At 61.1% G+C, this 25,521-nt stretch carries 32 protein-coding genes; 23 read left to right on the forward strand and 9 right to left on the reverse strand.

The features are described from left to right. Positions 1-14: 14 nt before the first annotated feature. Together RYZ18_RS13015 and RYZ18_RS13020 are read right to left on the reverse strand one after the other, a co-directional pair. On the reverse strand, positions 15-290 hold the full coding sequence (locus tag RYZ18_RS13015) for a hypothetical protein (protein WP_317657312.1): 276 nt from the start codon (positions 288-290) through the stop codon (positions 15-17). Between the two features lie 203 nt (positions 291-493). Next, positions 494-1,063, reverse strand: coding sequence for a carboxymuconolactone decarboxylase family protein (locus tag RYZ18_RS13020; protein ID WP_317657313.1), 570 nt, complete (start codon positions 1,061-1,063; stop codon positions 494-496). A 116-nt stretch (positions 1,064-1,179) separates the two neighbouring features. Here RYZ18_RS13020 and RYZ18_RS13025 point away from each other — a divergent pair, with 116 nt between their 5' ends. After that, a complete protein-coding gene (locus RYZ18_RS13025; RefSeq protein WP_317657314.1) occupies positions 1,180-1,773 on the forward strand; it encodes a helix-turn-helix domain-containing protein in 594 nt (197 codons plus the stop codon). Positions 1,774-2,098: 325 nt separating this feature from the next. Then, positions 2,099-2,800, forward strand: a complete 702-nt coding sequence (locus RYZ18_RS13030; protein WP_090030684.1) for a haloacid dehalogenase type II — start codon at positions 2,099-2,101, stop codon at positions 2,798-2,800. A gap of 432 nt (positions 2,801-3,232) precedes the next feature. Here the strand turns inward: RYZ18_RS13030 and RYZ18_RS13035 are convergent, their stop codons facing one another. Beyond that, a complete protein-coding gene (locus tag RYZ18_RS13035; RefSeq protein WP_317657315.1) occupies positions 3,233-4,225 on the reverse strand; it encodes a WYL domain-containing protein in 993 nt (330 codons plus the stop codon). Between the two features lie 237 nt (positions 4,226-4,462). Here RYZ18_RS13035 and RYZ18_RS13040 point away from each other — a divergent pair, with 237 nt between their 5' ends. Continuing rightward, positions 4,463-5,059: a hypothetical protein gene (locus RYZ18_RS13040; RefSeq protein ID WP_317657316.1), complete on the forward strand. Its 597-nt coding sequence runs from the start codon at positions 4,463-4,465 to the stop codon at positions 5,057-5,059. Between the two features lie 12 nt (positions 5,060-5,071). Here RYZ18_RS13040 and RYZ18_RS13045 read toward each other — a convergent pair whose 3' ends face one another. Next, complete coding sequence (locus RYZ18_RS13045; protein ID WP_317657368.1) at positions 5,072-6,337, reverse strand: site-specific integrase; 1,266 nt, start codon at positions 6,335-6,337, stop codon at positions 5,072-5,074. A 591-nt stretch (positions 6,338-6,928) separates the two neighbouring features. Between RYZ18_RS13045 and RYZ18_RS13050 the strand changes: the two genes are divergently transcribed. From RYZ18_RS13050 to RYZ18_RS13085, 8 genes are all read left to right on the forward strand, one after another. Next, positions 6,929-7,177, forward strand: coding sequence for a transcriptional regulator (locus RYZ18_RS13050; RefSeq protein WP_292068683.1), 249 nt, complete (start codon positions 6,929-6,931; stop codon positions 7,175-7,177). Further along, a complete protein-coding gene (locus tag RYZ18_RS13055) occupies positions 7,174-7,437 on the forward strand; it encodes a hypothetical protein (RefSeq protein WP_317657317.1) in 264 nt (87 codons plus the stop codon). Before RYZ18_RS13050 ends, RYZ18_RS13055 begins: the two co-directional genes overlap by 4 nt. Further along, on the forward strand, positions 7,434-7,829 hold the full coding sequence (locus RYZ18_RS13060) for a VRR-NUC domain-containing protein (protein WP_317657318.1): 396 nt from the start codon (positions 7,434-7,436) through the stop codon (positions 7,827-7,829). The genes RYZ18_RS13055 and RYZ18_RS13060 overlap by 4 nt, the downstream gene beginning before the upstream one ends. Next, positions 7,826-8,836 carry a helix-turn-helix domain-containing protein gene (locus RYZ18_RS13065; protein WP_317657319.1) on the forward strand — a complete coding sequence of 337 codons (1,011 nt, stop codon included), beginning with the start codon at positions 7,826-7,828 and terminating at the stop codon, positions 8,834-8,836. Before RYZ18_RS13060 ends, RYZ18_RS13065 begins: the two co-directional genes overlap by 4 nt. Continuing rightward, a complete protein-coding gene (locus RYZ18_RS13070; RefSeq protein WP_317657320.1) occupies positions 8,833-9,507 on the forward strand; it encodes a hypothetical protein in 675 nt (224 codons plus the stop codon). Before RYZ18_RS13065 ends, RYZ18_RS13070 begins: the two co-directional genes overlap by 4 nt. A gap of 91 nt (positions 9,508-9,598) precedes the next feature. Beyond that, a complete protein-coding gene (locus RYZ18_RS13075; protein WP_317657321.1) occupies positions 9,599-10,351 on the forward strand; it encodes a hypothetical protein in 753 nt (250 codons plus the stop codon). Further along, the gene (locus RYZ18_RS13080) at positions 10,348-11,103 is read left to right on the forward strand and encodes a DUF6602 domain-containing protein (RefSeq protein ID WP_317657322.1); all 756 of its coding nucleotides are present in this window, start codon (positions 10,348-10,350) and stop codon (positions 11,101-11,103) included. The genes RYZ18_RS13075 and RYZ18_RS13080 overlap by 4 nt, the downstream gene beginning before the upstream one ends. A 432-nt stretch (positions 11,104-11,535) precedes the next feature. After that, positions 11,536-12,798, forward strand: coding sequence for a site-specific DNA-methyltransferase (locus tag RYZ18_RS13085; protein WP_317657323.1), 1,263 nt, complete (start codon positions 11,536-11,538; stop codon positions 12,796-12,798). Between the two features lie 205 nt (positions 12,799-13,003). On the opposite strand, the gene RYZ18_RS13090 is transcribed toward RYZ18_RS13085, so the two are convergent. The 5 genes from RYZ18_RS13090 to RYZ18_RS13110 form a co-directional block, all read right to left on the reverse strand. Further along, positions 13,004-13,573, reverse strand: coding sequence for a DUF3489 domain-containing protein (locus RYZ18_RS13090; protein WP_317657324.1), 570 nt, complete (start codon positions 13,571-13,573; stop codon positions 13,004-13,006). 35 nt (positions 13,574-13,608) lie between these two features. Continuing rightward, positions 13,609-14,010, reverse strand: a complete 402-nt coding sequence (locus RYZ18_RS13095) for a hypothetical protein (protein WP_317657325.1) — start codon at positions 14,008-14,010, stop codon at positions 13,609-13,611. A 55-nt stretch (positions 14,011-14,065) separates the two neighbouring features. Further along, positions 14,066-14,407, reverse strand: coding sequence for a hypothetical protein (locus RYZ18_RS13100; protein ID WP_317657326.1), 342 nt, complete (start codon positions 14,405-14,407; stop codon positions 14,066-14,068). Positions 14,408-14,518: 111 nt separating this feature from the next. Then, the gene (locus RYZ18_RS13105; protein WP_317657327.1) at positions 14,519-14,794 is read right to left on the reverse strand and encodes a hypothetical protein; all 276 of its coding nucleotides are present in this window, start codon (positions 14,792-14,794) and stop codon (positions 14,519-14,521) included. A gap of 10 nt (positions 14,795-14,804) precedes the next feature. Next, positions 14,805-14,987 (reverse strand): hypothetical protein, encoded by a 183-nt coding sequence (locus RYZ18_RS13110; protein WP_317657328.1) that lies wholly within the window; start codon positions 14,985-14,987, stop codon positions 14,805-14,807. 121 nt (positions 14,988-15,108) lie between these two features. Here RYZ18_RS13110 and RYZ18_RS13115 point away from each other — a divergent pair, with 121 nt between their 5' ends. The 12 genes from RYZ18_RS13115 to RYZ18_RS13170 all read left to right on the forward strand — a co-directional run bounded on the left by RYZ18_RS13115 (position 15,109) and on the right by RYZ18_RS13170 (position 25,431). After that, positions 15,109-15,663, forward strand: a complete 555-nt coding sequence (locus tag RYZ18_RS13115) for a hypothetical protein (protein WP_317657329.1) — start codon at positions 15,109-15,111, stop codon at positions 15,661-15,663. Beyond that, on the forward strand, positions 15,611-17,650 hold the full coding sequence (locus tag RYZ18_RS13120; RefSeq protein WP_317657330.1) for a phage terminase large subunit family protein: 2,040 nt from the start codon (positions 15,611-15,613) through the stop codon (positions 17,648-17,650). The genes RYZ18_RS13115 and RYZ18_RS13120 overlap by 53 nt, the downstream gene beginning before the upstream one ends. Positions 17,651-17,653: 3 nt before the next feature. Next, positions 17,654-17,863, forward strand: coding sequence for a phage head-tail joining protein (locus tag RYZ18_RS13125; protein WP_058243550.1), 210 nt, complete (start codon positions 17,654-17,656; stop codon positions 17,861-17,863). Further along, the gene (locus RYZ18_RS13130; protein WP_317657331.1) at positions 17,863-19,359 is read left to right on the forward strand and encodes a phage portal protein; all 1,497 of its coding nucleotides are present in this window, start codon (positions 17,863-17,865) and stop codon (positions 19,357-19,359) included. Before RYZ18_RS13125 ends, RYZ18_RS13130 begins: the two co-directional genes overlap by 1 nt. Continuing rightward, complete coding sequence (locus tag RYZ18_RS13135; protein WP_317657332.1) at positions 19,359-20,780, forward strand: S49 family peptidase; 1,422 nt, start codon at positions 19,359-19,361, stop codon at positions 20,778-20,780. The genes RYZ18_RS13130 and RYZ18_RS13135 overlap by 1 nt, the downstream gene beginning before the upstream one ends. Positions 20,781-20,877: 97 nt before the next feature. Continuing rightward, a complete protein-coding gene (locus tag RYZ18_RS13140) occupies positions 20,878-21,258 on the forward strand; it encodes a head decoration protein (RefSeq protein ID WP_317657333.1) in 381 nt (126 codons plus the stop codon). A gap of 40 nt (positions 21,259-21,298) precedes the next feature. Further along, on the forward strand, positions 21,299-22,321 hold the full coding sequence (locus tag RYZ18_RS13145) for a major capsid protein (RefSeq protein ID WP_317657334.1): 1,023 nt from the start codon (positions 21,299-21,301) through the stop codon (positions 22,319-22,321). Positions 22,322-22,333: 12 nt separating this feature from the next. Then, on the forward strand, positions 22,334-22,645 hold the full coding sequence (locus RYZ18_RS13150) for a hypothetical protein (protein ID WP_292068651.1): 312 nt from the start codon (positions 22,334-22,336) through the stop codon (positions 22,643-22,645). Further along, complete coding sequence (locus RYZ18_RS13155; protein ID WP_317657335.1) at positions 22,642-23,274, forward strand: DUF6441 family protein; 633 nt, start codon at positions 22,642-22,644, stop codon at positions 23,272-23,274. The genes RYZ18_RS13150 and RYZ18_RS13155 overlap by 4 nt, the downstream gene beginning before the upstream one ends. Before the next feature lie 390 nt (positions 23,275-23,664). Continuing rightward, entirely contained in the window at positions 23,665-24,090 is a 426-nt protein-coding gene (locus tag RYZ18_RS13160; protein WP_317657336.1) for an acyl-CoA transferase, read from the forward strand. A gap of 25 nt (positions 24,091-24,115) precedes the next feature. Next, positions 24,116-25,057, forward strand: coding sequence for a phage tail tube protein (locus RYZ18_RS13165; protein ID WP_317657337.1), 942 nt, complete (start codon positions 24,116-24,118; stop codon positions 25,055-25,057). Positions 25,058-25,059: 2 nt separating this feature from the next. Beyond that, positions 25,060-25,431, forward strand: a complete 372-nt coding sequence (locus RYZ18_RS13170) for a hypothetical protein (protein ID WP_317657338.1) — start codon at positions 25,060-25,062, stop codon at positions 25,429-25,431. Positions 25,432-25,521 lie beyond the last annotated feature (90 nt).

Genomic DNA, 25,521 nt, shown 5'->3' on the forward strand with positions numbered 1-25,521 from the left:
GTCATAGCCGCCATTTACGATGTAGAAGCCGCTCCACTTGGCGCGCAGACGCTCCATGACGGCGGTTTGGTCTGCATCGGTCTCGGCCCCTGGAGCCTGGCCGAGACCTGGGCCGCCTCGGTGAGGATCAGGCCGGCCGACGCGCGCTGGCCGTAATAGGTCTCGGCCATTGCGACCGGGGTGCCGTCATCTTCGGAACGGTTGCGCGTCAGGGGCGCCATCAGCACGCGGTTGGGAAGCTCGAGATCGCCAAGCTTGACGGGCTGGAACAGGGGGGAACGATCGGTCATGTGTATCTCCGTGGTTTTATTGGAAGGCTGTTGGGCGCGTCTCAGGCGGGCGCCGCGACTTACGGTTTCTCCGGGGTGGCGGCGGGACAAGCGGCGCGGTCCGCTGCCGGTCGGGACCTGCCGGGGGCGTTGAAAGGTCGGGGGTCGCGGAGGCGCGAGGGGCCGGCTGGCATCGCATCGCCGGCCGGCCCAATGATCGTACTTCAGGCCGCGTCTTTGCGCGCCTTTTCCCATGCGAAGGCCTTCATCGGCTCGTCGACCGGCGTTTCGGCCAAGTGGTTGGTGTAGTTCGACATGACCTTCTGCGACACGCCAAGGATCACCTCGAGCACCTGGCGCTTGGTGAAGCCGGCGGCGAGGAAGGCATCGACAGCCGCGGCATCGACATTGCCGCGGTCGCGCACCACCGCCAGGCTGAAGGTGCGCAGCGCCTCGAGACGGTCATTCGGCAGCGGCGTCTCGTCGCGCAGCGCGTTGGTGATCGCGTCGTCGACCTTCATCTTTTTGGCGATGCCGGTATGGGCGGGCACGCAGTAATGGCATTCATGTTCGACATTGATGCTCTGCCACACGACCGTCAGCTCGTCCTTGTCGAAGCTGGTCTTCTCGGCGAACAGCTTGTGCAGTTGCTGGTAGCCCTCGAGGAGCGCGGGCGCTTCGGCCATCACGGCATGCAGGCCGGGGATGCGGCCAAAGGTCTTTTGCGAAGTCTCGAGCAGCGGGCGGCTCTCTTCGGGGGCGGTCTCGGCGGAGTGGATGGTAAAGTCGGTCATAGAGGCTCCTTTCATTTTTGAGTGAGCGTTCAAGTTTGCGCCGGTTAAATAGCTTTACTTGAGCGGTCATTCAAGTTATTTTTGAGTGTTCACTCAAATGAGATCGGAGCCAGTGCATGGGGCGACAGGCGACATATGACCGGGATAAGGTTCTGAAATCCGCGATGGAGCTGTTCTGGGCGCGCGGTTTTCACAACACCTCGCTCAAGGATCTGGAAGGTGCACTCGACATGAGGCCGGGCTCGATCTACGCGGCGTTCGGCTCGAAGGAAGCGCTGTTTCGCGCAGCGCTCGACCGCTATGCGCGCGACGGACGGGCGGGGCTTAATGAGATCATGCGCCGCGCCGAGACACCCATCGCCGGGCTTGCGGCCTATGTGCGTCTTTTGGGCGGGATCGCGCGGAAGGCGATGCCGTCGCGCGCCTGCATGCTGGTAAAGACGCTGCTGGAAGCCCCGGATGACGCGCCCGAGCTGCGCAATTTGGCCGAAGAGATGATGCGCGCGGCCGAGGCCACCTTTGCGGAGGCGTTCCGCGCGGCGCGCGACAGCGGTGAAATCGCCCCGGACAGCGGCCCCGAGGTGCTGGCCGCCCAGCTGCAGGCGGCCATCTTCGGTCTGCGCGCCTATGCGCAGCGCAGCGATGCGGGCGACCGGGTCGAGAAGATCGCCAAAGAGATCGCCAGGGACCTTGAGGGACTGAGGGTTTGAATTACTACCCAACTCTTGAACGGTTTCCGGGGTATTTTTTTGGCTACCCTTTGCCTCTGCTGGTCGACGACGGTTTGGTTGCAGTAGATCACGGCGGGCGGTTATGGCCGCGTCCGGCCATCGCTGCGGGGACTGCCGCAGGCATTGTCTTTTCGCCAGGCATGGAAGGCTGTGTTCGTAACTGAATTTCCCGTGGGTCTCACCATTGCGTTGTTTTTGGCTCTCATCATCGAGCTACCCTTCGAAAGCTACTACCTCGTTGAGAAGCCCAAGCATGCTGAGTTGATGCAACTCGTTTAGATTAAACAAAAAAGGAACGACACTCATGCCTGATCGCCATCCTCTCTCGGCCATTGTCTTCGACGTCAACGAAACCCTGCTCGACATCACTACGCTGGAACCGCTTTTCAGACGACTATTCGGGACGGCTGGGGTCATGCGCGAGTGGTTTGCCGAACTGATCCTCTATTCTCAGGCGATGACACTCTCTGGGCGCTATGCGCCGTTCGGGGAGCTGGCTGGTGGCGTCTTGCGCATGGTTGGCGACAACAAAAGTGTAACAATTTCCGATGAGGACACCGCCGAACTTGGATCACTAATCGGCTCCATGCCGACCCACGCGGACGTAAAACCCGCGCTGAGCAGATTGCGGGATGCCGGGTTCACTCTTGTTACTCTGACAAACTCAGCGCCAACATCATCACCGACACCATTGGAGAAGGCCGGTATCGCAGAGTTCTTCGACCAAAACTTTAGCGTCGCCGAGCTCGGCAAATTCAAGCCACATCCCGATACCTACAAGATGGTTGCGGAACATATGGACATGGAGCCCACGAGCCTGTGCATGGTCGCCTGCCATTTGTGGGATACGATCGGAGCGCAGTCCGTCGGTTTCAAGGGAGCGTTCATCGCCCGCCCGAACAACAACATCCTCAAGGCAACGGGAGTGCCGATACCCAACTTCTCATCTGATGATCTTGTCGACTTGGCAGATCAGATCATCGCGGAAAATAGGGTGATTGGCTAATCACCTGAAGCCTTAACCGCTTGCGGCCTATTCCATTGGAAGATTCGGCTCAACAAACGAGTTACCCCTCATCCAAAATGTAGCTTCGGTCCGCGCGATGTTCTCCAGACCGACGAGATGAACCAATATGCTTTAACTGAAGATCGCAAGAGTGGGCTTGTCCAACTCGGTCAGTGAGGTGTCGGAACTCGCTCCGGGAAGGCATGCGCAAAGTCACTCTGTCTGCAGGAGGACTTCTTTGGCCCAGGGGCCATGCCTCAGACTTTTTCATCCCGCCCTCCGCATCGACCATCCTGCCTTCGATCTGGAAAGGTGGGCTAATGTCCGGTTCGCCAGATAATTCTTGGCGCGTTCGCACGTGCGGCGAACTTCCGGATTCCGCCCCTATCGACAGGCGCAAAAGCACCTTCGCGCGCCCTGGTGGACCTCGCGTCATGGTAACACGCGAACTGAAACATTCCGGTATGCGACTGCCATCTCACGTAACGCCACCGGCTCAATCACTTCGACCTCCCTGCCCCATTTCGCGAGATGCCAGGCCATCTCAACCAGCCCGCTGGCCTCAAAGCTGACCAGTAGCCCGCCATCCTCTAACTCGGTCATCTCTTGCTTTGGATGAAACTCAAACTCCCGGGCCGTCGGCGCAGCGGCCGGGCTGAACCGCCACACGACCCGGTTGAAATCGTCGTCTGAGTGAAACGACCCGAATGACCGCGCCGCATAGGCCTCAAGATCGAAGTCCTTGTCCTTCTCGAACCAGTCATTGGTGATTTCGGCGCTCTGGATCCGATCCATGCGGAAGCGCCGCAGGTTGGCATCTTTGGCGGTATCACGGGCAATCAAGTAATGCCGCGTGCCGAGCAGGATCCCATAGGGCTCGATCACACGCTTGCGCGGCTTGGCATCCTGCGCACCCTGGTATCGGATGATGAGCCGGAACGGCCCTCTGAGGGCAGCCGAAACGATGTTCAGCACAGCCGGAGAGGTTTTGACCTTTGGGCCTGGGCGGCAGGCATAGCCTTTGGCCTCGAGGATCGCCTCAGCATCCACCTCCATGCTCCGGGCCTGCGCTGACGGCAAGGTTGCCACCAAGCGGTCCCGCAGGGACCGTAGCGCCTCCACTTCCATATGCGCGCCCTCCCGCTCAGCCCGCGTGATGCTGGCCTCGAGCGCGACGAGTTCCCGGCGGTAGAGCCCTTGCATGCCGAGCATGCTGGTGTCGCGCAGCTTCCACCGTCGGCGGCGCTGGCTGTCCGTCTGATGCGAGATACTTGGGAAGACATCTTTCAGAGCAGCGATCATGCGCTGGGCGGTCCGCTCATTCACGCTGAACGCTTCGGCGACCTCCTTCACGGTGATACCACCGTGCCGGCTGGCCGACATGCCTGCAAGCTTCAACAGGTCTTGTGCCTTTTGGAACGACATGGCGCGCATCCCCGACAGTTCTTGACGTAGTGCCTGGGTTATAACCCGAGTGAGGACGATTCGTCCTAAGGATGCCGATCGATTGGAGAATTTGGCAGTCACCGCATGATCGTGAGTGCGGGGGTGCAGCTTCATGCGGCCTGCACCCCGGAGTTTCTGCCTCGCTGCCGATCGGGCGGCTTCTTCCACACGCGAGGCCGCCCGCTGTCTTACCTCGACATCAGAACTGGAGCCCGCATGGCACTACCTCAAAGAGCATTCTTCACCCTGCATGAAACCGCGTCCCGATGGGGCTGCACCATCGCCGACATTGGAGGCTGGGCAACCGAAGGCAAGCTGGACATCGTCACAGGGGTTTCTCTCGCAATCTGCGGCGACGAGAAGGTCTCGGGCAAGATCACGATCTCGCCGATGGATATGCTACCCCTCTTTCGCCGCGCGGGCACCGGCCCCACGGTCATCAAGCTGCAACGGATCAAGCCCGAGCATTCCCAAGACTGGTGCTATGTCACCGAACCCGCCGATGGGGTCGAAGTCTCGATCGCCGATCTCTTGATCAGCGGCCAGGACGTTCTGCGGTTCGAAGACGAGTACGATCTTCTGCGCCGTATCGGTGGCGGTACAGGTGCGCTTTCACCCTACGACTGGGAAGGCATGTATGTGGCGCTTCTGAAACGCGTCCACGAACATGGCATTCCAGAGACCCAGGCCGAACTGATCGGTTACCTTCAGGACTGGTTCGCCGATGTGGCCGAGAACGGAGAAATCCCCGACGAGAGCACCATTCGGCGCCGCCTGCGGCCCTTCTGGCGCGCGCTCCGCGGCGAGAAGTAAGCGGACCCGATTTCAGGCACGCTTGGTCTCTTTCTCGGCATCCGCGTCATGCACAATCTTCGGCCGTGGCCGGAACATGCCGGCCACAGCGTCGACACCCGCACGCAGGGGCGAGTCCATCAAATGCGCATAACGCAGAGTCGTCTGCATCTGACTGTGACCCAGAAGCTTCCCGATCATTTCCAACGAGGCGCCGCCGCTGACCAAGAGCGAGGCAAATGTATGGCGCAGATCATGGATGCGCACATCCGGCAGGTCCGCCTCGCGTTGCACCTTTACCCAAAATCGGCGGATTTCCTTGACGGGCTGGCCCGGCACATCGCCAGGAAAGAGCCACGGATTGCCCTTAGGCACAACGAGCGCCCGCTGACGCACGATCGCCGCAACGTCAGCGGAGATCGGCACCCGGTGGATCTTGCGCTGCTTCGTGGTCGCTGCAGGCTTTGACCAGATCCCAAGCTCTAGATTGAACTGCTCGAACTGCGCCTGACGCACCTCCCCCACGCGCGCCCCAGTCAGCATGCAGATGCGGATGAGGCCCGCGGCCCGCTGATCTTCGGCCGCATCCAGCACCTCGGCAAGCCTGCCGATTTCTTCATGGGAGAGGAAGCGCTCCCGCGCGGTCTCGACACGTTTCTTGAACCCAGCGGCCGGATTGTCCGTGCGCCAGCCCCATTGGATCGCCAGGTTGAACATCTTGCGCAGCACTTCACCAACGCGGTTGGCTCGCACAGGCGTGGGCTTGCGCCCCTGCAGCTTGCGCGCGCGATTGTTCGGCTTCGCTTTTGAGGGCCGGGCCCTGCCCTCTGCAATCAGGTTCAAAAGCTTTGTCACATCGTGCGGCGTGATTTCGGTTACCAGCTTGTTGCCCCAATGCGGTGCGACGAGCTTGGTCAGGAAGGATTTATGATCAGACGCGCTAAGGGGCGTCAACGTTGAGGCATGCTCGATCAAATACCGCTCGATCATGTCATTGAAGCGAGGCGCCTCCCGTAGCGTATCGCGCTCCTCCATCGGATCTGTGCCTTCGTCGATCAGACGGCGCAGTTCACGGGCCCGCTCCCGGGCCGCAGTGACGCTCCACTCAGGCCAACGCCCGATCGCCATGCGGCGCTGGCGGCCCGCAAAGCGGTAATCCATCACGAAGGACCGCTCGCCCGAGGGCATCACACGAATTGACAGCCCCCGTATCTCGGTATCGAACACCTGATAGGCCCGATCCTCTTCCGGGATCTGCTCACGCACGGTTTTATCATTTAATCGCAATCGGTTGACCATATTCATACCTCCTTCATGCGCATGACACAGGCGTAGATGCGCAGGCTTATCAAGCGAAGCATGAGGATTTGGCCGGCACATAGGCGGTGACCGGCGGTGATGCGGCAAAACTCTGCCGGTCATTGAAAACATGGGAGAAATTACCCGGGAGCGTTCATCGCGCTGGGCGAATCTACCGGCCAGCAGAGTATGTTTCGCCGCCTAAAGCGTGCTCCTCAGGCCATTTCGCTCCCAGACCAAGCCCTGATTTTGTAAATTCCGTTTAAAATCAATGACCGGCAAGGGTTCGGACCCCTTGCCGGTTGGGCGAATACCTTTGAACGCCCGTGAAACCCGCTGAAACAAGGCGGAATCTTGTAAATTGGCCGATTTTGGGTCGACACGACTCTGCATCTGTCAATTCGCGAGGGTTCTGCACCATCCTGTGCCGCAAACTCGACCGACGCCAAAACCGCGAAACCTCAATGATATCAATGACCGGCAGCCATTTGGCGCATCACCGCCGGTCTTTGCCTTCCCGCCACCCTTTCCGCTCTGCGCTTCTAAACACCTGAACTCTGCCCGTGTCGGGCCAAACTCAGGAGAACCCAGATGCCAGACATTGGAACTGCCCCCCGATCCAGTAGCCCTCAGCGCCTGATGAGCGGTTGGATCAGCCGCCTCGACCTCGCCCTTGAGCTTGGGGTCACCGTTGAAACCCTGCACCGCTGGGAGAAGATCCGTTTTGGCCCGCCCTGCGTGCGCGCCGGTCGGAAGATCTATTACCGCCGAGATGCCGTTCAGGAATGGTTGTTGCTGCAGGAAGCCCCTGCGCCACGTCGTGCGGGGTCGCGCCGATGAGCCTCCCCCTTCCCTTCCGTGAGCCCAGCGCACGGGACTGTGTCCGCCAGGAGTGGATCGAGGAGCGTCGGCGCGAAGCGCGCATGGTCATCGCTGATATGGTTCACCATTCCGACTATCTCGTTCGTCTCGCCTGCAATGTGCTGGTCCAGCATGGTGAAACCCCAGAGGAGCGCGAGGATGCACGCATCCTGCTTGTCGTGCTCGATGCCAAAACGCCTGAGCGGCTGCCCGCGCCAGATCGGGAGGGCCGCTCATGAAGCGACGCGGTACACCCGAGGCGGATCTACAGCGCGCAGTCGTGACCGCGCTGCGCTTTGCCCTCCCCAAAGGCGCCATCATCCATCACTGCGCCAATGAGGTGACCGAAGCCGGCCCGCGTGGAGCCAAGCGGCAGGCAATACTTGTCGGCATGGGCGTCCATCCCGGATTTGCCGACCTTATCATCCTCTGCGGTGGCCGCGTGCTGTTCCTCGAGCTGAAATCCCTCAAGGGACGGCTCAGCCCAGCGCAGGAGGCATTTCGCGACGCGGTGCTAGCGCAAGGCTTCGGTTGGGCGCTGGTACGATCGCTTGATGACGCGCTGAGTGCACTGGCAGACCACGGGTTCACGACGCGTGTTGCCTCTCCAACTGGGAGGATCACACCATGAGTCATGCTGCAACCAACTGGGCGATCCAGCAGCGCGGGCTCAAGCCCACCACCAAAATCGTCCTCTGGCATCTCTGCGACCGGTTCAACCCGGACTTCGGCTGTTTTCCATCCCAAGAGCAGCTCGCCCATGACTGCGAAATCAGCCGTTCAACGCTGAATGACCACCTCACGCTCCTCGAGAGCGCTGGGCTGATCCGCCGCGTGCAGCGGCTGAACCCAAGCACCAAGCGACAGATGCCGACCCGCTACATCTTGGCCTTCGAGCCGGGTTTTACCCAAGATCGCGCGGTCCCGGGTCCGAAAACCGGACACGGCTTCGATGCGACCCACACAGGCGAAGCTGAGGATTCGGAAATCACAGCCATTTCTAAGGATAACGCTGTGGATAACCCGCACCTGTGTCCGAAATCCACACACGGAGCCGTGTCCGATTTTGACCCCGACCCGTGTCCGGAAAATGCCGATTCCCGTGTCCGAAATCCGGACAGTAACCTTGTAAGAGAACCAGTAAAGGAACCAGTAAAGGAGGAGGAGGACGCGCAAGCGCGCGAAATCGTCGATGAAGAGTTTTTCGGGTTGCTGCTGGCGGCGCTGGGCTTCGATCCTGACGGGCCTCTCCCTGGCTGGTGGCAGGGTTGGCCACCCCGAGAGCATGTTCGGCGCTGGCAAACGAACCTTGGCCTAACCGACGCCGAGATCCTTGAGGCTGCGGAAGCTTCCCGCCAGGAACACACCGAGCCGCCAGATGGGCCCAAGGGCCTGGATCGCATCATGCAGCGCGCCGCCCAGCGCAAGGCAGACGAAAGGTCCCGGGGGCGGCGCAAGGCACGAAAGTCATCGAAGTCCGAGAACAGGCCAGTCACCGACCTGCCTGTCTTCTACGCCGAGATGGTCAACTCCGATCGCTACCTGCCCGTTAGCGCGATCTCCAACTCAATGCGCGATGCCATGCTGGCCCGGGGCCTCGTGACGGTCGAGCGCCTGCGTGAACGAGGTATCCGATGAAACACGATCGTAATCTGCACAGCCGTTCACCGCGTAACAGCCATGGGCGAGCAAAGCGCGTCATGTCCGTCCAGCAGGCGCTGGAATGGGCGTTTCGCGTTGAGCATGCCGAGCTGGAGTTACCCGAGCCACCCGACCCTGAGCGTGGTCAAGGATTCGGCTTCGGTCTCGAATACGTCCTCATGCAGCGCGCGGCGCTGGGCTGCAAAATCGACGGCGGGCAGTACAAGGTGGGCACCTACACGCACGAGGATGCCGAAGTGATCGCTGCCACCGTGGCTGGGATACCCGACAACCTCGGCGGCAAGCGAATGGCCATTCGTGTGGCCGAACTCGCCCGAGCTGGGCTGACGCCCGACTGGATGCCAGGGGCTGTGCCGCGCTGCGTGCCGGTCGAGATGAAGCGCAACCGCCATGGAGATCATGCGACGACTGTGGTGGTTGGCACTGAGCGCGTGCTATCGCGCGGGAAGTGGCGGACCGTGGAGGTACGGGCATGTCCAGTCACGTACCGACCGCACCCGGAGCAAATTATCGCCGCGCGGCAAGCTTATTCGGATTGGCGAAAAGCACTGAACTGGGTGCAAAATGGCTTGACCATCGGGGGTATGCTACGAGATCTTCAACTGAGCTCAGAATTACCCCTAAGCACTCCCTGGAAGCCAAGGTGATTGACGCAGTTTTGGACCAGACGGTATCGTTCCCGGAGTATGCAATCATGTCCAAGACGGAAAATGACAGTACAAAGATGATCAAACAGTCATGACGGAGGATCAATATGTAGCTTCCATTCTACAAAAATATGCCGTTAATTCTGTAGCCGCAAAACGAACTGCAGATGCCGTGGCCCCCCTAATTCGTTCTTGGGCTGGAACTCAACTTGCGAACCTCTTTTATTCAGGTTCGTTCGCAAAAGGAACGGGCAACAAACTCTCGGCCGATGTTGACCTTTTCATCTCCCTGAAATCTGACACCAGGCAATCTTTAAAGGAAATCTACGAAAGCCTCTTTTCCTTATCGCAACGAAAAGCTTGGTCTCCCGTACGACAAAATGTATCGATCGGCATCACACACTCTGGGATGAAGCTTGACCTTGTTCCGGGAAAAATTCAGTCAGGATACCAGAACTATCATAGCCTCTACAGGCGAAAGACAGATGGCTGGACCCAGACCAACATTAAGCTGCACATTGATACCATTTCGAAGTCAGGTCGACAAAACGAGATCCGTGCCATCAAAATTTGGCGCAACCTGCATAACCTCGATTTCCCATCGTTCTTTTTAGAACTTATGGTTCTGGATGCGCTGAAAGGAAAATCAACCAACAACCTTTCTGCGAACGTGATCAGCGCGCTAAGCCACATCGGAAAATCACTCCCGACTACGCGGGTAATTGACCCAGCCAACACGAACAATATCATTTCCGATGACATGACAAAGGAAGAAAAAAACGCAGTCGCGGCAATGGCAAATGCCAGCATTGGCAAAAAATATTGGAAAGATATTATCTGGTGAGCAAAACTGACGATACTTATGCAACAGCATTGCATAGCACCTACTCCGGCCTACAAGCCCGTTTAAGCTCTGGGCTGGCTTCTAACAGATCAGTCCTAAAACACCCCGTTGCAAAAGGTAACGGAGCGGAAGCAAACTGGCTCAAAATGCTCCAAGATCATCTTCCTCACCGATATCAGGCGGAGGCTGCTTTTGTCATAGATGCACAAGGCCATCTGAGTGAGCAGATCGATATAGTTTTGTATGATAGGCAATACACCCCGGAACTTTACAACGTTGACGGACAGAAAATCATTCCAGCTGAGGGCGTCTATGCAGTCTTTGAAGTCAAACAGGTACTTGACCGTGCCAATGTAGCATATGCGTGCAAGAAAGTTGCGTCCGTAAGGAGATTGAAGCGCACCAGTGCCCCCATCGTTCATGCCGGGGGAGAACATCAACCGCGTGGCGTCACACCAATACTTGGAGGCTTGCTTGCGACCGAGTCTGGCTGGAAGAATCCCTTCGGAAAAACTTTTTCCGATTGCCTTAGAAGTACTGAAACGGAAGAGCGTCTAGACATCGGTTGCGTCCCCACGGCCGGCGCCTTTGAAGCAATCTATGACAACAACACTATTAACATCATCAGGGGTGAACCTGAATTTGCTCTTGCTTCATTTTTCATGCGGCTCCTACACAGACTGCAACGGATAGGAACCGTGCCAGCTATTAATTATGCGGCTTACCTGAAGGCTTTCGAACGAGATCTCTAGGCTGATCCCCCCTCCCATGGTTCCTCCTTGGCCCTTTGCGTATACGGGGGGGCGCAGCGCGCAAGTTTCCTAGCGTCTGGCCTTTTCACCGGGGAATCCACCTGGAAGCCAGCACGCGGGCAACGCGCAAAAACCTGACTCATTATCAAAGGGTTACGCATCCCAGAGCCCTTTCAGGTGGATTCCACCGAGGAATCCAAGGAAGCCACCTTTCGTGGAATCCACCACCCCTTTAAGAAGCCATTGATTCAAAACAGAAAACGGATTGACATTTCTAGCCCCCTTGACCTATCAAAGAAACATCGAAGATTTGCGCCCGGAGGAGACCCTCGTGGGCGCTTTTGTTTTTCTGGCACCGCGATCGCTGACACGCCCATGCATTTGGAGCTGGCTTCAGCATGCCTTGCCTGCAGCCAGTGAGCGTCCCGCCCCATGGATCTTGTCTTTGCACCGCGCCAGATCGAGCTCTGGCCGATCGAGAAGCTGCGCCCTTATGCCAAGAACGCGAAGATCCATGGCGAGGCCCAGGTTGCGAAGATTGCGGCCAGCATGGCGAAGTTCGGCTGGACCGTCCCGTGCCTGGTGGCCGACGACGGCGAGTTGATTGCCGGCCATGGGCGCGTGCTGGCAGCCGGCGCGCTGGGCCTGACCGAGGCCCCTGTCATCCGGCTTGGCCATCTAGATGAAGCGGAACGGCGCGCCTATCGCATTGCCGATAACAAGCTGACCGAGCTTGGCGAATGGGACGAGGCGATGCTGCGCGACGAGATCGCAGGGCTCTTGGCGGAAGACTTCGACCTCGATCTGCTGGGCTTCTCAGATGAGGATCTGGATGCCCTGCTGCAGGATCCAGAGACGGTGAGCGACGATGGGGCCGTTGAGGGCGAGGATGATATCCCGGAGCCGCCGGTTAACCCGGTGTCGGTGGCAGGCGACCTTTGGCAGCTTGGGTCGCATCGGCTGATCTGCGGTGACAGCACCAGCGCCGATGTGGTCGGGCGCCTACTGGGCAGCGTCAAACCGTTGCTGATGGTGACTGACCCACCCTACGGCGTGGAATACGACCCGTCTTGGCGCAACCAAGCGGGCGCGGCCAAGACGAAACGCACAGGCAAGGTCCTGAACGACGACCGCGCTGATTGGCGCGAGGCCTGGTCCCTCTTTCCCGGCGATGTGGCCTATATCTGGCATGGCGCGCTTCATGCAGCGACTGTGGCCGACAGTCTAATTGCCGCCGGTTTCGCCATCCGCTCCCAGATCATCTGGGCAAAGGATCGGCTGGTACTCAGCCGCGGCGACTATCACTGGCAGCATGAGCCCTGCTGGTATGCAGTGCGTGCCAAGGGCAAGGGCCATTGGGCCGGCGATCGCAAGCAGACAACGCTCTGGCAAATCGCAAACAAGGACCAAGATGCCGAAACCGTACACGGCACGCAAAAACCGGTCGAATGTATGCGCCGCCCGATCCTTAACAACTCCAGCCCCGGCCAAGCAGTCTATGAACCGTTCATGGGATCGGGCACCACGCTGATCGCGGCTGAGACCACCGGGCGCATTTGCTACGGGGTAGAGCTGAACCCGGTTTACGTCGATGTCGCTATCGAACGCTGGCAAGCCTTCACCGGCGAGGAGGCAGTTCTGACAGACAGCGGGGAGAGTTTCGCCAGCCTCAAGTCCAAGCGCCTGGCAGCGTGATGCAGTCACGACGCCAATCGCTGATCGAGGCGATCACCAATGCTATGCGCTGGCCGTGCTGACGCAGATCGTGGTGTTCCCATGGTTTGGGCTTCAGATCCCTTTCCGGGATAACCTCGCGATCGGAGCAATATTCGTCATGATCTCGCTTCTGCGCAGCTATGCGCTGCGCCGGCTTTTCGAACGCTGGCGATGACTGGCGGAATCAGGCCGCGTCCAATTTGTAAACAGTGCCGCGCTCGGGGTGTTTCTCGGAAGTGATTGCTAGGCCGAGCTTCTTCTTGAGCGCCCCAGAGATTGCACCTCTCGCCGTATGTGCTTGCCAAGATGTCGCCTCAACGATCTCGGTGATCGAGGCACCTTCGGGGCGCTGCAGCATCTCAATCAAGAGCGCTTGCTTGGTGCCTTGCCGGATAGAGACCAGCTTAGGGCCTGCGCTTGCGTCTGCGGCCACTTCCTTAGATTTGGCCGCTGGCCGAGCCTTGCGGATATTGCTGACCGTGCTCGCGACAACTGGATCAATGCCGATGGCATCAAGTCCAGCCTCAGTTGCGATCAGGGTCGTGCCATGACCATCACCGGTCTCACGCCAGAGCGGTTCGCGACGACGGAGATTGGCATCAACCTCTTCAAGCCAGCCGCGCTCGATCATCTTGGTGACGGTCATCTTGGCCGCAGCGCCAGCAAGCCCGTCGGGCAGAGGCATGGCCAAGTTGCCGGGGCGGGATGCGGCGCGGGTGAGTATAATGGTTTGTGTATCGGTGAGTTTGGGCATCGTTTGCTCCTTTTCAAAAAGTGTCGTGAAACAGGTCAGTGGGCATCATCCATCGCGGCAGTGACTGCGAAGTGCTGCACCCAGCCAGTCAGATAAGGCAGCCCAGCAGGGATGCCGTGCTCACGTTCGGTCTTGCGATCGATGCGCCAGTCTTGCCAGCGGCGGATTGCGGAGGCGATGGCGGCTTCGAGCCAGATGTTGCAGCCGGTCATGTTGCCAACGACATCGTCGGCGAAGTGGCGGCCCATGCGACTGTCGAGAAAGTCGCGGATGCCGATCATCTCGTCCTCGCTGTCGGCGTGGATAGCTTCAGCGATCAGGCGAGAAGCAAGGCTCCAGACCTCCGAGCTGCGGCGGTCGCGCTGCGGGCAAACAGTCAGGGTGCGGAAGAAACCGTAATCCTCATTGCGGCTTAGCAGGATGGGGTGCTTGGTCATGTTGGGGATCCTTGTCATGGATGTTGGCGGGGCGCTTGGCCCCGCCGGTGTGCGATCAGGCGGCGGTGAGGGCTTCGAGCGTGGCAATGTGGCGGCGGAGCGTGGCGGCTTCCTCGCGCGCGGCGTCGGCCCAGAAGGCTGCACGGGCGTTGCAGGCTTGGGCGAGATGCTCGGCATCTGCCTTCGTGAAGCGGTTGACCTTGTGCGCGCGGCCATGGCCCGTGCAGGTGGCGCGATGCTTGCTGCCTTCAGGCGTCAGCGTGAAGGCCAGTGGTCCAAAGTCGTCGATGACGATCCAGTTGTGCGAGGCGATCATGGTGCAGGCGCTGGGCGCGAGGCGCGCTTCGATCTCTTCAGCGGCGGCGCGGAAGTTGGCGATCAGGGTCGAGGTGGTCATGGCGTGGGCCTTTCAGGTGAGTTGCATCGTTTTGGTGCAATCACAATCGCTCTGAAGAGCCGATTAACGTAGCAAAATCAGAGCACTATAATTGCTATCTGATCACTGCGCTTAATCCGTCGCATTGATCCAATGCCCGTCCTGCCAGAGGTAGAGATGGGACAATTCACAGGTCGGCCGCGAGAGGAACCGGGGCGGCCGAGGCGGGTTGAAACAATCCAGCGCCTCGGCGCTGACCTGCCGGATTTCCCGTGCGGCAAGGATATCCTCAGGCGCCCACACGGCTAGCGCGGGAAGCATGTGCTCGGGGTAACCATCGTAATGGACGTATACATGCGCCCATTCTTCGGGCCCGGTCTGGATGGCGATCTGTGCGCGGGTGCTCATAGGATCGCCCTCACTTCTGCTGCGCAATCAGCGCGAGGAGAACCGCCGCCATACCGCCCAGGTATTCGCTGCGGCGGAACACGATCTCGTCGATGTGGCCGGCGTTGTCGATCGCGGGGTCAACCGCGAGATCGTCTGCCATGTGCGGCATCAGGCGTTTGGCTTCTGCGTTGTAGCGGGTGGCAAGGGTCATCTGCGTTTCTCCAATCAGGCAATTTGCTTGATGTGAGAATCGCTCTAAGCGGAAGTGTAATCAACTCAAATAGGCAGATGTTTCTGTTTATTTTCAATGCTTTGAGGTCAATTCAAGCGCCATGGAAGGTATGTCTGAACGCGCCTATGCCGAGCATGCTGGGATCTCCCGCGGGGCCGTACAGAAGGCCCGCAAGACCGGGCGTCTGGTGCTTTTCGCAGACGGGTCTATCAATGCCGTGGCGTCCGATGCGCGGCGCGGTTCAGCGACCGATCCGGATCAACAGATGCGCTCACGTGGTGGGTTTGGTGCAGCTGGTGACGGTCCGGCAGTCTCCGGCCCCGGCGACAGCACGTCCTACATTAAGGCCCGGACGGCGCTAACCGTCTATCAGGCTCAGGAGCGTCAGCTCTCGATCCAAAAGAAAAAGGGCGTGTTGGTGGATCGCGCGCGGGCCGAGACTCTGGTGTTTCGTCTGGCCCGCCAAGAGCGGGATCTTTGGGTCACCTGGCCCACACGCGTGGCGGCGCTCATGGCCGCACAATTGTCCGCAGACATGGAGAAGGCATCCGGCAAGGCGGTGACGATCGAGACTGCGATCTTGCAGAGGGTGCTGGAAACCCATGTCCGAGAGCAGCTCGACGCCCTGGCCGACCTCAGGGTCTCGCTTGAATGATGAGGAGAACACATCTGATCTGACCGAGGGCCTCGCTCTCGCCTTTGACGGCGCCGAGGATATCCTGCGCGCTTGGCGCCGTGGGATGCGGCCCGACCCTGACCTGACCGTATCCAAATGGGCGGATAAGCACAGGAAACTATCCTCGCGGGCCTCGGCTGAACCGGGGCAATATCGAACGGCCCGAACGCCCTATTTGCGCGCCATTATGGATGCGCTGTCGCCAAACAACCCGGCGCAGCGGATCAGCTTCATGAAGGCTGCCCAGGTCGGCGCGACGGAAGCTGGCAACAACTGGATCGGCTTTGTGATCCACCACGCACCAGGCCCGATGCTGGCGGTACTGCCCACCGTGGAGATGGCCAAGCGCACATCGCGGGGGCGGATAGATCCGCTGATTGAGGACAGCCCGGCGCTGAAGGAGCGCGTACAACCTGCCCGTTCGCGCGATGCTGGCAACTCGATGCTTTCGAAGGAGTTCCCAGGCGGCATTCTGGTGCTGACCGGTGCGAACTCGGCCACTGGCCTGCGCTCGATGCCCGCACGCTATGTGTTTTTGGATGAGGTCGATGCTTATCCGGCCTCGGCCGACGAGGAAGGCGATCCGGTCACGTTGGCCGAGGCGCGCACCACGACCTTCGCGCATCGGCGTAAGGTGTTCATGGTCTCGACGCCCACGATACGGGGGCTCTCGCGCATCGAGCGCGAGTTCGAGGCCAGCGACCAGCGGCGGTATTTCGTGCCGTGTCCTCATTGCGGCCATATGCAATGGCTGCAGTTCGAGCGCCTGCGCTGGGACAAGGGCCGGCCGGAAACCGCGGCCTATGCCTGCGAGGGCTGCGAGCGCCCGATCGCCGAGCACCACAAGACGGACATGCTGGCGCGAGGGGAATGGCGGGCGACAGCGACCAGTGCAGACCCCAATGCGATCGGGTTCCACCTCTCGGCGCTTTATTCGCCGATCGGCTGGAAAAGCTGGGAGCAGATTGCACGAGACTGGCTGGCGGCCCAGGGCTCGGACGAAATGCTGCGCGCGGCGCGGAACACCCTTCTGGGTGAGACCTGGGTCGAAAGCGGGGACGCGCCGGAATGGCAGCGGCTGGCGGATCGGCGTGAGGCTTATGCGGCGCAGATCCCGATGGGTGGTCTGTTCCTGACCGCGGGGGCCGATGTGCAGAAGGACCGCATCGAGGTCGATGTCTGGGCTTGGGGCCGAGGTCTGGAAAGCTGGCTGGTCGATCACATCGTCATTCCGGGCGGTCCTGGTGATCCTACCTGCTGGAAGGCACTGACTGAGCTGCTCGGTCAGACCTGGGTGCATGAACAGGGCGCGGTCATGCCGATTGCGAAACTCGCAATCGATACCGGCTATGAAACCTCCGCCGTCTATGCTTGGGCACGGGCGCAGGGCATTGCACAGGTGGCACCTGTCAAAGGTCTGGAAGGATTCAACCGGGCCACGCCTGTCTCGGGTCCGACCTTCGTCGATGCGACCGTGAATGGGCGGAAGCTCAAGCGCGGGGCACGGCTCTGGACGGTGGCCACGGCCACCTTCAAAGCGGAGACCTATCGCTACCTACGGATCGAACGACCCTCCGATGAGGATCGCACGCTGGGCGCACCGAACCCGGCGGGCATGATCCACTTGCCCGATTGGACAGACAGCGAATGGCTGAAGCAGCTCGTGGCCGAACAACTGGTCACGATCCGCGATCGGCGCGGTTACGCCCGCCAGGAATGGCAGAAGATGCGCGAGCGGAACGAGGCGCTCGACACACGGGTCTATGCGCGGGCCGCCGCCTGGATTCTGGGCGCCGACCGCTTCGACGAACGGATGTGGCGACAGCTGGAGAAGCAGGCCGGCGTGGAAACGGTACCCACGACCCAGCACGCTGAGATCGAAAAACAAACAGAACCGCAGGCGGGGCGGATCGCAACGCCCCGGCGGCGTGGCTGGAAGATCAGCACGCCCAAATACATGGAATGACCAATGACCATCGAAGAGCTAAAACTCCGGCACAGCGCGCTCTTGGCTGCGCGCTACAGCGGCACGCGCTCGGTCAGCTATGACGGCAAGACGGTGAATTATGGCACCGACGCCGAGCTTGCCGCGGCCATAGGTGATGTCGAACGGCGCATCGCGAAACTCGAACGCGGCGCTGGGCGCGTGTTGCGCCCAAATGCCGTGAAGGATCTCTGATGAACTGGCGACAGCGCCTTGGGGCCTTCATAGGTGGCTTCGATGCTGGCCAGCATCATCGCCGCCTGCGTGGGTTCCAAGCGACACGCGCGCATGTGAATGCCTTGATTGCGGCCTCCGGGCCCGACATCACCGCCCGTGCCCGCTGGCTCGTGCGCAACAATGGCTATGCCGTGAACGCAGTCGAAAGCTGGGCAGCCAACACCGTCGGCGATGGCATCAAGCCGATCTCGAAACTTGCCGATGCCACGCGCAAGGAAGAGCTGCAGCGTCTTTGGCTTGCCTGGACCGACGAAGCGGATGCCGAGGGGCTGACGGATTTCTATGGGCTACAGCGCCGCGCGGCGCGTGAGGTGTACCTGGCAGGCGAAGTCTTTGTTCGCATCCGGCCACGGCGGGTGGAGGATGGCCTGACAGTGCCGCTCCAGTTACAGATGCTGCCGTCGGAAATGCTGCCGCTTCATGAAACGGGCGTGGCGCGCAACGGTAATGCCATCCGGCAGGGCATCGAGTTTGACCGGATCGGGCGCCGTGTGGCCTATCACTTCTTCCGTCGCCATCCGAGCGACAGCACCGATCCGGGGCTCTCTGGAGAGATTGTCAGAGTGCCCGCCTCGGAGGTCATCCACGTCATCGACCCGGTGGAAGGCGGCCAGCTGCGCGGCGTCTCGAAACTGGCCCCGGCGATCGTCAAGCTCTTCCTGCTTGACCAGTACGATGATGCCGAGCTCGACCGGAAGAAGGTCGCGGCGATGTACGCGATGTTCGTGACCTCACCCGCCCCGGAGAACCCGCTCGCCCCCTTGGACGATGAGGAGATGCCCGCAGGCGTCGAGATCAGCCCCGGTCAAATCGTGCGACTGGATCCCGGCGAGGATGTGACGGTCGGCCAGCCTGCCGACAGCGGGGCGACCTATGAGCCATTCCAGTACAGGACGCTCCTGCAAATCTCGGCCGCGCTGGGCATCCCCTATCCATATCTCGCCAATGACATGGTGAAGGGGAACTTCTCGAACTCGCGCCTGGCGCTGATCGAGTTCCGCCGTCGGGTTTCAGCATGGCAGCACTCAGTGATGGTCTATCAGCTTTGCCGCCCGGTCTATGCACGGTGGCTCGATCTTGCGGTGCTCTCCGGCGCGCTGGCCTTGCCCGGCTATGAAGCCGAGCGCCCACGCATGCTTGCCGCCGACTGGCTCCCCACGAAATGGGACTGGGTCGATCCGCTGAAGGACGCCAATGCCGAGATCGCGCAGATCGAGGCGGGGCTGAAATCCCGCACACAGGCCATCGCTGAGCGCGGCTATGACGCCGAGCAGGTCGACCGCGAAATCGCCGCTGAGCGAGAACGCGAGCGCGCGCTGGGCCTTGATTTCCGCCGGCCGGGATCGCCCGCGCAAGGCGTCCAGTCAGTTCCGATCGAGGATGATGAGACCGAGCCAAACAATGAGACCGATGACGCGGAAGACCGCCCGCGCCCTGACGAGGACCAGCCCTGATGCTCCACGCCCGAATTGCCGCGCGCGCGTTTAATACGCCGCTGCTGGTTGAACCCACCAAGGCCATGGCTTTTCTATCTGGCCTCGGACCGCGCATTCTCGGGCGGCGCATCGAGATGGTGGAGAGCGACGGGGCCTCAGATGGCGCCGCATATCTTCCCGCGCGCGCCAGCATTCTGGCCGAGAACCTCACCGAGCGCCTACAGCAACACGGCGATGCGCCCTACCCGGTCGTGGACGGCATCGCCGTGATTGAGATTGCCGGCGTGCTGATCCATCGCGGGGGCTGGATAGGCCAGTCCTCGGGTCAGACCAGCTATGAGGGGATCGCGGCTCAGTTTGAGGCTGCAGCCGGGGATCCGGCAGTCCGCGGCATCGCATTGGAAATCGATAGCTTTGGCGGCGAAGTTGCCGGGGTTTTTGACCTCGCAGATCGCATTCGTGCCATTCGCAGCCGCAAGCCCGTCTGGGCGTTCGTCGCCGAACATGCCTTCTCGGCAGGCTACGCACTGGCCTCCCAGGCGGACCGCATCCTTCTGCCGCGCACGGGTTCCGTGGGCAGTATCGGCGTGGTGGTGATGCATGCCGATCTGAGCGGCCAGCTCGATCAGGACGGCGTGCGCGTCACGCTGATCCACTCGGGCCAGCACAAGGTCGACGGCAATCCGTATGAGCCGCTGCCCGAAAACGTGCGCGACGACATCCAGCGCGAGATCGATGTCCTGCGGTTCCTCTTTACTGAGACCGTCGCCGCAGGGCGCGCTGGGCGTCTGAGCCAAGATGCGGCGCTGGCGACCGAAGCCGCGACCTATCGCGGGGTCGATGCCGTCGCCGCAGGCCTGGCCGATGAGGTGATCGACCTCACCCGTGGCTTTGCTCGCTTTCGCGAAAGCCTGTCTGCCCCATCACCTACCGCGCGGCTGCTCCGCGCCAGTCATCCCCGAGCAAAGGAGGCCGCCATGAGCGCCACAACTGACGCCACTGAGGCAAACACGGAAATCAGCGATGCCGAGAACACCGTGCTGGAGAGCGCGACTGAACAAGGTGAGCAGGAAGCTGAACAAAGCGTGCAGGAAGAAGACCCCGCGCCCGTGGCAGCTGCCGCGCCTTTGCCCGCCCCGGCGGCTGCGCCACCCAGCAATCTGGCGGAATTGTCGGCGCAGCTTCGCGAGGCGGCAGCGGAGATCGCCGAGATCGCGGCGCAAGCGGGCCGACTCGGCATCGCGATCGATGCTGCGAAAGCGCTCCGCGATGGCACTGCGCCAGAAGCCCTCCGCAAACTGGTCCTTCAACGCGCCTCCGCCGCAGCGGATGCCCGCGACATCGTTGCGGCCCCACCATCCCCAGTTCTGCCCAAATCTACGGAAAGCCCCATCGTGGTTGCCGCGAAGAAGGCTGCCTCGGCGGGCAGCAGGGGCTGAACTGCTCTCCCTGAAATCTGCACCGCCCACCTAATCCCCCGCCGTTCCTCCCCGGCGGGGGATTTCTTTTTGCCCCCCACATCTTCGGAGATTGCCCATGTCCGTGCTGACCCAACCGCCCACCATGGGCGATGTCCTCAAATACGAGCTGAACCCCAACTTCACCCGCGAGACCGTCACGCTGCTGGCCGGCACCAGCTACCCCGTTGGCGCTGTGCTCGGCCGCATCACAGCGAGCGGCAAGATGAAACTCAGCACCGCCACTGGCACTGACGGCGCGCAGAACGCGGCAGCAGTTCTTCTTTACGATGTTGACGCGACAGCGGCGGATGCGACCGGCATCGTCGTACTGCGCGGTCCTGTCATCGTCTCGAAAGCGGCGCTCGTCTTCGACGCCAGTGTCGATGACGCAGCCAAGACGGCGGCCAAACACGCCCAGTTGACCGCGCTCGGCATCATCCCACGCGACGCCGCCTGATCCGGCCGCAAGATTCCTCCCCTCATTCCCGGAGTTCCCCATGACTATCACGCGCAACCCGTTTGACGCGGGCGGCTATTCGCTCGCCGAGATGACGCAGGCCATCAACATCCTGCCCAATCTCTACACCCGCCTCGGCCAGATCGGCCTCTTCCGCTTCGAGGGCGTGACGCAACGCTCGGTTGTCATCGAACAGCGCGAGGGCGTCTTGAGCCTGCTGCCCTCGGTGCCGCTGGGCGCGCCGGCCACTGTCGGCACCCGCGAGCAGCGCTCCATGCGCAGCTTCGCCCTGCCCTGGATCCCGCATGACGATGTGATTCTGCCCGCCGATATCCAGGGCATGCCCGCGCTGGGCCTGTCGGATGCGGCAGACCCGCTGGTCGAGGTGATGAACCGCAAGCTGACGCTGATGCGCCGCAAGCATGCGCAGACCCGCGAATACATGGAGATGAATGCGCTCCGGGGCATCGTGAAGGATGGCGCGGGCACGACGCTCTACAACTACTTCACCGAGTTCGGGCTGGAGATGATCTCGGTCGACTTCGTCTTTGGCACGGCTGGCACCAACGTGCAGGGCAAGGTTCGCACCGTGCTGCGCGGGATCGAGGACAACCTGCTCGGCGAGACCATGACCACGGCGCACGCGCTGGTCAGCTCGGAGTTCTTCGACAAGCTGATCAGCCACCCCAAGACCGAGGAGGCCTACAAATTCTTCTCGGCCACCGGCGGTCAGCCCTTGCGCGAGGATATGCGCCGCGCCTTCCCGTTCGCAGGCATTCTTTTTGAGGAATACAACGGCTCGGTCACCCTCTCGAACGGCACCTCAGAACGGCTGATCCCCGCGGGCGAAGGCATCGCCTTCCCGCTTGGCACCTTCGATACTTTCACCACCTATGGCGGGCCGGCCAACTTGCTCGAGACGGCCAACACCGTCGGTCTGCCGCTTTACGCGCGGCAGATGATGGACACCAAAGGCCGCTGGATCGACCTGATGACCGAGGCATCAATCCTGCCGGTGAACAAGCGCCCACGGCTGGCGATCCGGATCTTCAGCTCGAACTGAGGCCGCTGAGACATGACGGCCTTTGCCGTGGCCCTCGATCTGCTCTTCGCTGATCCGAACCTCGCCCATGAGGCTTGGCATCGCGACAGCGAAGGGCAGTTCACCCGCATCCGCATCATCATGCGTCGCAATGATGATGTGACCACGTTCGGGGCCGCGCGCCTGGTCTCAGAGACTATGCGCTTTGATGTGCGCGTCTCGGAACTGCCTGCGCCCCGCCCTGACGAGCAGATCCTCATCGGTGATGAAACCTTCCTGATCCAGGGCGAACCGATCCGCGATCGCGAGAGGCTGATCTGGACCATCGAGGCGACGCCCGCGTGAAACTCGACCTCTCCGTCACGGGCGACATCGTCAACGCCATGCGCGCTGAAATCCTCGCTGGCGAAAAGGCCGTGACCACGGCCATGCGCGTTGCAGGCGCTGGTCTCAAATCCGACTGGCGCGCCCAAATCACGCGCGCCCGCCTCGGACAGCGGCTTGCCAACACGATCAGGTCGAAGACCTATCCCGCTGCGGGCGAAAGCCTCGAGGCGGCCGCACTGGTCTGGTCGAATGCTCCTCAGATCATCGGGGCGCATGACACGGGACCCTTGATCAGGTCGAAAGACGGGTTCTGGCTTGCGATCCCAACGCCAGCGGCCGGTAAGGGCACGCGCGGCAAGGCGCTCACGCCCGGCGAATGGGAAAGGCGGCGCGGTCTGCGCCTGCGCTTTGTCTATCGGCGGGGCGGTCCAAGCCTGCTCGTGGCCGACGGGCGGTTGAACAGTCGCGGGCTGGGCGTGGCCTCTCGATCCAAGACTGGGCGTGGACAGAGTACGGTGCCGATTTTCCTCTTGGTGCCGCAGGTGAAACTCGCCAAAAGGCTGTCGCTGGCGCGGGACGCAGAACGAGCGCAGGCAGCGATACCGGGGCTGATTTTGGCGAATTGGATGGAGGCGAAGAAGCCCTGATCGTCAATCACGGCTTAGAATAGAAGAGCAGCAAGCTCTTTTCGGAATTGCAGTGCTTGCATGGGGTTTGGGCGCCTATCTGCTCAAGCGTTAGGTTCGAAAGCTTGGCATAGTCTGCAGCCAGGTTTGCAGCACTGTGCTTTGTTTTCCTCAGGCATTTTGGGTTCTGACAGAGCGAGTTTACATCGTATCCGTAGCCCGCCGCTTGGAGAACCGTTAGCGCCTGATCAACAGGCGGCGGTTTCTTATAGACAGTCCGAACCGTACTGCCGTTCCGATATCCGCCTTGTTGAGCAGTACTCCAACCGTGGCTTGGCTTTCGAGTCATCGCATTCCCGCCCTTTTGCGAGTTTCCGCTAAATCTAAAGGTCAACAAGGCAGAACTCAACAATGCCCACCACCCGCGAAACCATCCTGACCGCCCTGGCGGACCTGCTCAGGACGATCCCGCATGTGCCAGTTCTCCGCGGGGAGGTTCTCCCAGAACGCATCCCGCCCGCAGGGCTGATGATCCTGCGCGACGGCACCCCGGGAGAGCCAGGCGTGACGTTGTCGCCGCTGACCTACCATTTCCAGCATCGCGCTGAACTCGAGATGATCGTGCAATCAACAACGGATCGGGACGCCCTTTTCGATGCGCTTGTCGCGCAGGTCGGCGCTGTGATCGCCGCGGACCGTACTTTGCGGGGTCTATGCGACTGGGTCGAGCCGGATGCTGCTGAACCTGTCGATCTACCGGTCGAGGGGGCCGCCTCTCTGAAAGCCGGGATCATTCCGATCACCCTTCACTACGCGACCAGTGACGCGCTGGGCTGACCAGACCAATTCAAGGAGAAACACCATGGCACGAGCCCAAGGCGCGCGGGCGCAAATGGCGCTGGCGTTCGAAACGACCTATGGCACGCCGCCTTTGAGCGGCTACACCAAGATGCCCTTTGCCAGCACGACGCTGGGAGCAGAGCAACCGCTGCAGACCTCAGAACTGCTGGGGTACGGTCGGGATCCGCAGGCTCCCATCAAGGATGCGGTGACAGCGGATGGCGATGTGGTCATCCCGATCGATGCCGAGGCGTTTGGCTTTTGGCTGAAGGCTGCTTTTGGCGCGCCCACCACAACGGGTGCCGATGCCCCCTACACGCATGAGTTCCGCTCCGGAAACTGGGCGCTGCCCAGCTTCTCAGTCGAGACCGGCATGCCTGAGGTGCCGCGCTATGCGATGTATTCCGGCTGCATGGTGGACACCCTGAACTGGCAGATGGCGCGCTCTGGACTGCTAACCGCGACGGCCAGCATCGTGGCACAGGGTGAAGCGATCACCACGAGCACTGCGGCGGGCACACCAGCCACGATCGCGCTGAAACGTTTCGGGCATTTCAACGGAGCCATCACGCGGAACGGGGCCAATATCGGTAACGTTGTCTCTGCCGACCTTACCTATGCCAACAATCTCGACCGGATTGAAACGATCCGCGCGGATGGCAAGATCGACGGTGCGGATCCCTCAATTGCGGCACTGACCGGCAATGTCGTCGTGCGCTTCGCTGACCAGACGTTGGTAACGCAAGCGATCAATGGCGAGGCCTGCGAGTTGGAGTTCTCCTACACGCTGCCAACGGGCGAGAATCTGACCGTTACCGCCCACGCTGTTTACCTTCCACGCCCCCGGATCGAGATTTCGGGCCCGCAAGGCGTGCAGGCCACCTTCGACTGGCAAGCCGCCAGCGATCCCGTTGAAGGCCGGATGTGCACCGTCACCCTGACCAACGACCGCGAGGTTTACTAACCATGCTGCGCCTGAACCTGTCGAATGAACCGCGCTGGCTTGATCTCGGCCATGGCGTCCGCTTGCTGGTCGAGCCCCTGACCACCGCCATCATGCTGGGCGCCCGCAGCGATCCGACGATCGTCGCGGCCGCCGGTGATGCCAGTGATGCTGACGGGAGCGCCTCCAACGATGACCTCGCGCGCATCGTGGCCAAGGCTGTCGGGCGCATCGTCGTGAAGGATTGGGAGGGCGTCGGAGACGAAGACGGAAAACCGCTGCCCATCACGCCTGACGGCATCGACGCTCTTCTGGAACTCTGGCCGATCTTCGAGGCCTTTCAGACGAAATATATCGCTGGCGCGCTCATTCTGGATGCGGAAAAAAACGCCTGACCGCTCTCGCCGACTGGGAGTTCGGCGGGGGCGGTGAGTATTGCGCGGCGTGCACCTTTATGTGCGCGGAATGCCCGCGCAGTTTGCATA

This window comes from Roseovarius sp. 10 (assembly GCF_033100315.1).
In the GTDB taxonomy this organism is placed as follows: Bacteria; Pseudomonadota; Alphaproteobacteria; order Rhodobacterales; family Rhodobacteraceae; genus M30B80.

Excerpts from the sequence above, each read along its gene's own strand:
- RYZ18_RS13085 (WP_317657323.1), top strand. The coding sequence starts at position 11,536 with ATGGATCTTGTCTTTGCACCGCGCCAGATCGAGCTCTGGCCGATCGAG.
- RYZ18_RS13065 (WP_317657319.1), top strand. The coding sequence starts at position 7,826 with ATGAGTCATGCTGCAACCAACTGGGCGATCCAGCAGCGCGGGCTCAAG.
- RYZ18_RS13105 (WP_317657327.1), bottom strand. The coding sequence starts at position 14,794 with ATGAGCACCCGCGCACAGATCGCCATCCAGACCGGGCCCGAAGAATGG.
- RYZ18_RS13050 (WP_292068683.1), top strand. The coding sequence starts at position 6,929 with ATGCCAGACATTGGAACTGCCCCCCGATCCAGTAGCCCTCAGCGCCTG.
- RYZ18_RS13145 (WP_317657334.1), top strand. The coding sequence starts at position 21,299 with ATGACTATCACGCGCAACCCGTTTGACGCGGGCGGCTATTCGCTCGCC.
- RYZ18_RS13130 (WP_317657331.1), top strand. The coding sequence starts at position 17,863 with ATGAACTGGCGACAGCGCCTTGGGGCCTTCATAGGTGGCTTCGATGCT.
- RYZ18_RS13035 (WP_317657315.1), bottom strand. The coding sequence starts at position 4,225 with ATGTCGTTCCAAAAGGCACAAGACCTGTTGAAGCTTGCAGGCATGTCG.
- RYZ18_RS13125 (WP_058243550.1), top strand. The coding sequence starts at position 17,654 with ATGACCATCGAAGAGCTAAAACTCCGGCACAGCGCGCTCTTGGCTGCG.
- RYZ18_RS13020 (WP_317657313.1), bottom strand. The coding sequence starts at position 1,063 with ATGACCGACTTTACCATCCACTCCGCCGAGACCGCCCCCGAAGAGAGC.
- RYZ18_RS13075 (WP_317657321.1), top strand. The coding sequence starts at position 9,599 with ATGACGGAGGATCAATATGTAGCTTCCATTCTACAAAAATATGCCGTT.
- RYZ18_RS13055 (WP_317657317.1), top strand. The coding sequence starts at position 7,174 with ATGAGCCTCCCCCTTCCCTTCCGTGAGCCCAGCGCACGGGACTGTGTC.
- RYZ18_RS13135 (WP_317657332.1), top strand. The coding sequence starts at position 19,359 with ATGCTCCACGCCCGAATTGCCGCGCGCGCGTTTAATACGCCGCTGCTG.
- RYZ18_RS13070 (WP_317657320.1), top strand. The coding sequence starts at position 8,833 with ATGAAACACGATCGTAATCTGCACAGCCGTTCACCGCGTAACAGCCAT.
- RYZ18_RS13160 (WP_317657336.1), top strand. The coding sequence starts at position 23,665 with ATGCCCACCACCCGCGAAACCATCCTGACCGCCCTGGCGGACCTGCTC.
- RYZ18_RS13120 (WP_317657330.1), top strand. The coding sequence starts at position 15,611 with ATGTCCGAGAGCAGCTCGACGCCCTGGCCGACCTCAGGGTCTCGCTTG.
- RYZ18_RS13115 (WP_317657329.1), top strand. The coding sequence starts at position 15,109 with ATGGAAGGTATGTCTGAACGCGCCTATGCCGAGCATGCTGGGATCTCC.
- RYZ18_RS13015 (WP_317657312.1), bottom strand. The coding sequence starts at position 290 with ATGACCGATCGTTCCCCCCTGTTCCAGCCCGTCAAGCTTGGCGATCTC.
- RYZ18_RS13100 (WP_317657326.1), bottom strand. The coding sequence starts at position 14,407 with ATGACCACCTCGACCCTGATCGCCAACTTCCGCGCCGCCGCTGAAGAG.
- RYZ18_RS13030 (WP_090030684.1), top strand. The coding sequence starts at position 2,099 with ATGCCTGATCGCCATCCTCTCTCGGCCATTGTCTTCGACGTCAACGAA.
- RYZ18_RS13025 (WP_317657314.1), top strand. The coding sequence starts at position 1,180 with ATGGGGCGACAGGCGACATATGACCGGGATAAGGTTCTGAAATCCGCG.
- RYZ18_RS13095 (WP_317657325.1), bottom strand. The coding sequence starts at position 14,010 with ATGACCAAGCACCCCATCCTGCTAAGCCGCAATGAGGATTACGGTTTC.
- RYZ18_RS13140 (WP_317657333.1), top strand. The coding sequence starts at position 20,878 with ATGTCCGTGCTGACCCAACCGCCCACCATGGGCGATGTCCTCAAATAC.
- RYZ18_RS13090 (WP_317657324.1), bottom strand. The coding sequence starts at position 13,573 with ATGCCCAAACTCACCGATACACAAACCATTATACTCACCCGCGCCGCA.
- RYZ18_RS13110 (WP_317657328.1), bottom strand. The coding sequence starts at position 14,987 with ATGACCCTTGCCACCCGCTACAACGCAGAAGCCAAACGCCTGATGCCG.
- RYZ18_RS13060 (WP_317657318.1), top strand. The coding sequence starts at position 7,434 with ATGAAGCGACGCGGTACACCCGAGGCGGATCTACAGCGCGCAGTCGTG.
- RYZ18_RS13150 (WP_292068651.1), top strand. The coding sequence starts at position 22,334 with ATGACGGCCTTTGCCGTGGCCCTCGATCTGCTCTTCGCTGATCCGAAC.
- RYZ18_RS13165 (WP_317657337.1), top strand. The coding sequence starts at position 24,116 with ATGGCACGAGCCCAAGGCGCGCGGGCGCAAATGGCGCTGGCGTTCGAA.
- RYZ18_RS13170 (WP_317657338.1), top strand. The coding sequence starts at position 25,060 with ATGCTGCGCCTGAACCTGTCGAATGAACCGCGCTGGCTTGATCTCGGC.
- RYZ18_RS13045 (WP_317657368.1), bottom strand. The coding sequence starts at position 6,337 with ATGGTCAACCGATTGCGATTAAATGATAAAACCGTGCGTGAGCAGATC.
- RYZ18_RS13040 (WP_317657316.1), top strand. The coding sequence starts at position 4,463 with ATGGCACTACCTCAAAGAGCATTCTTCACCCTGCATGAAACCGCGTCC.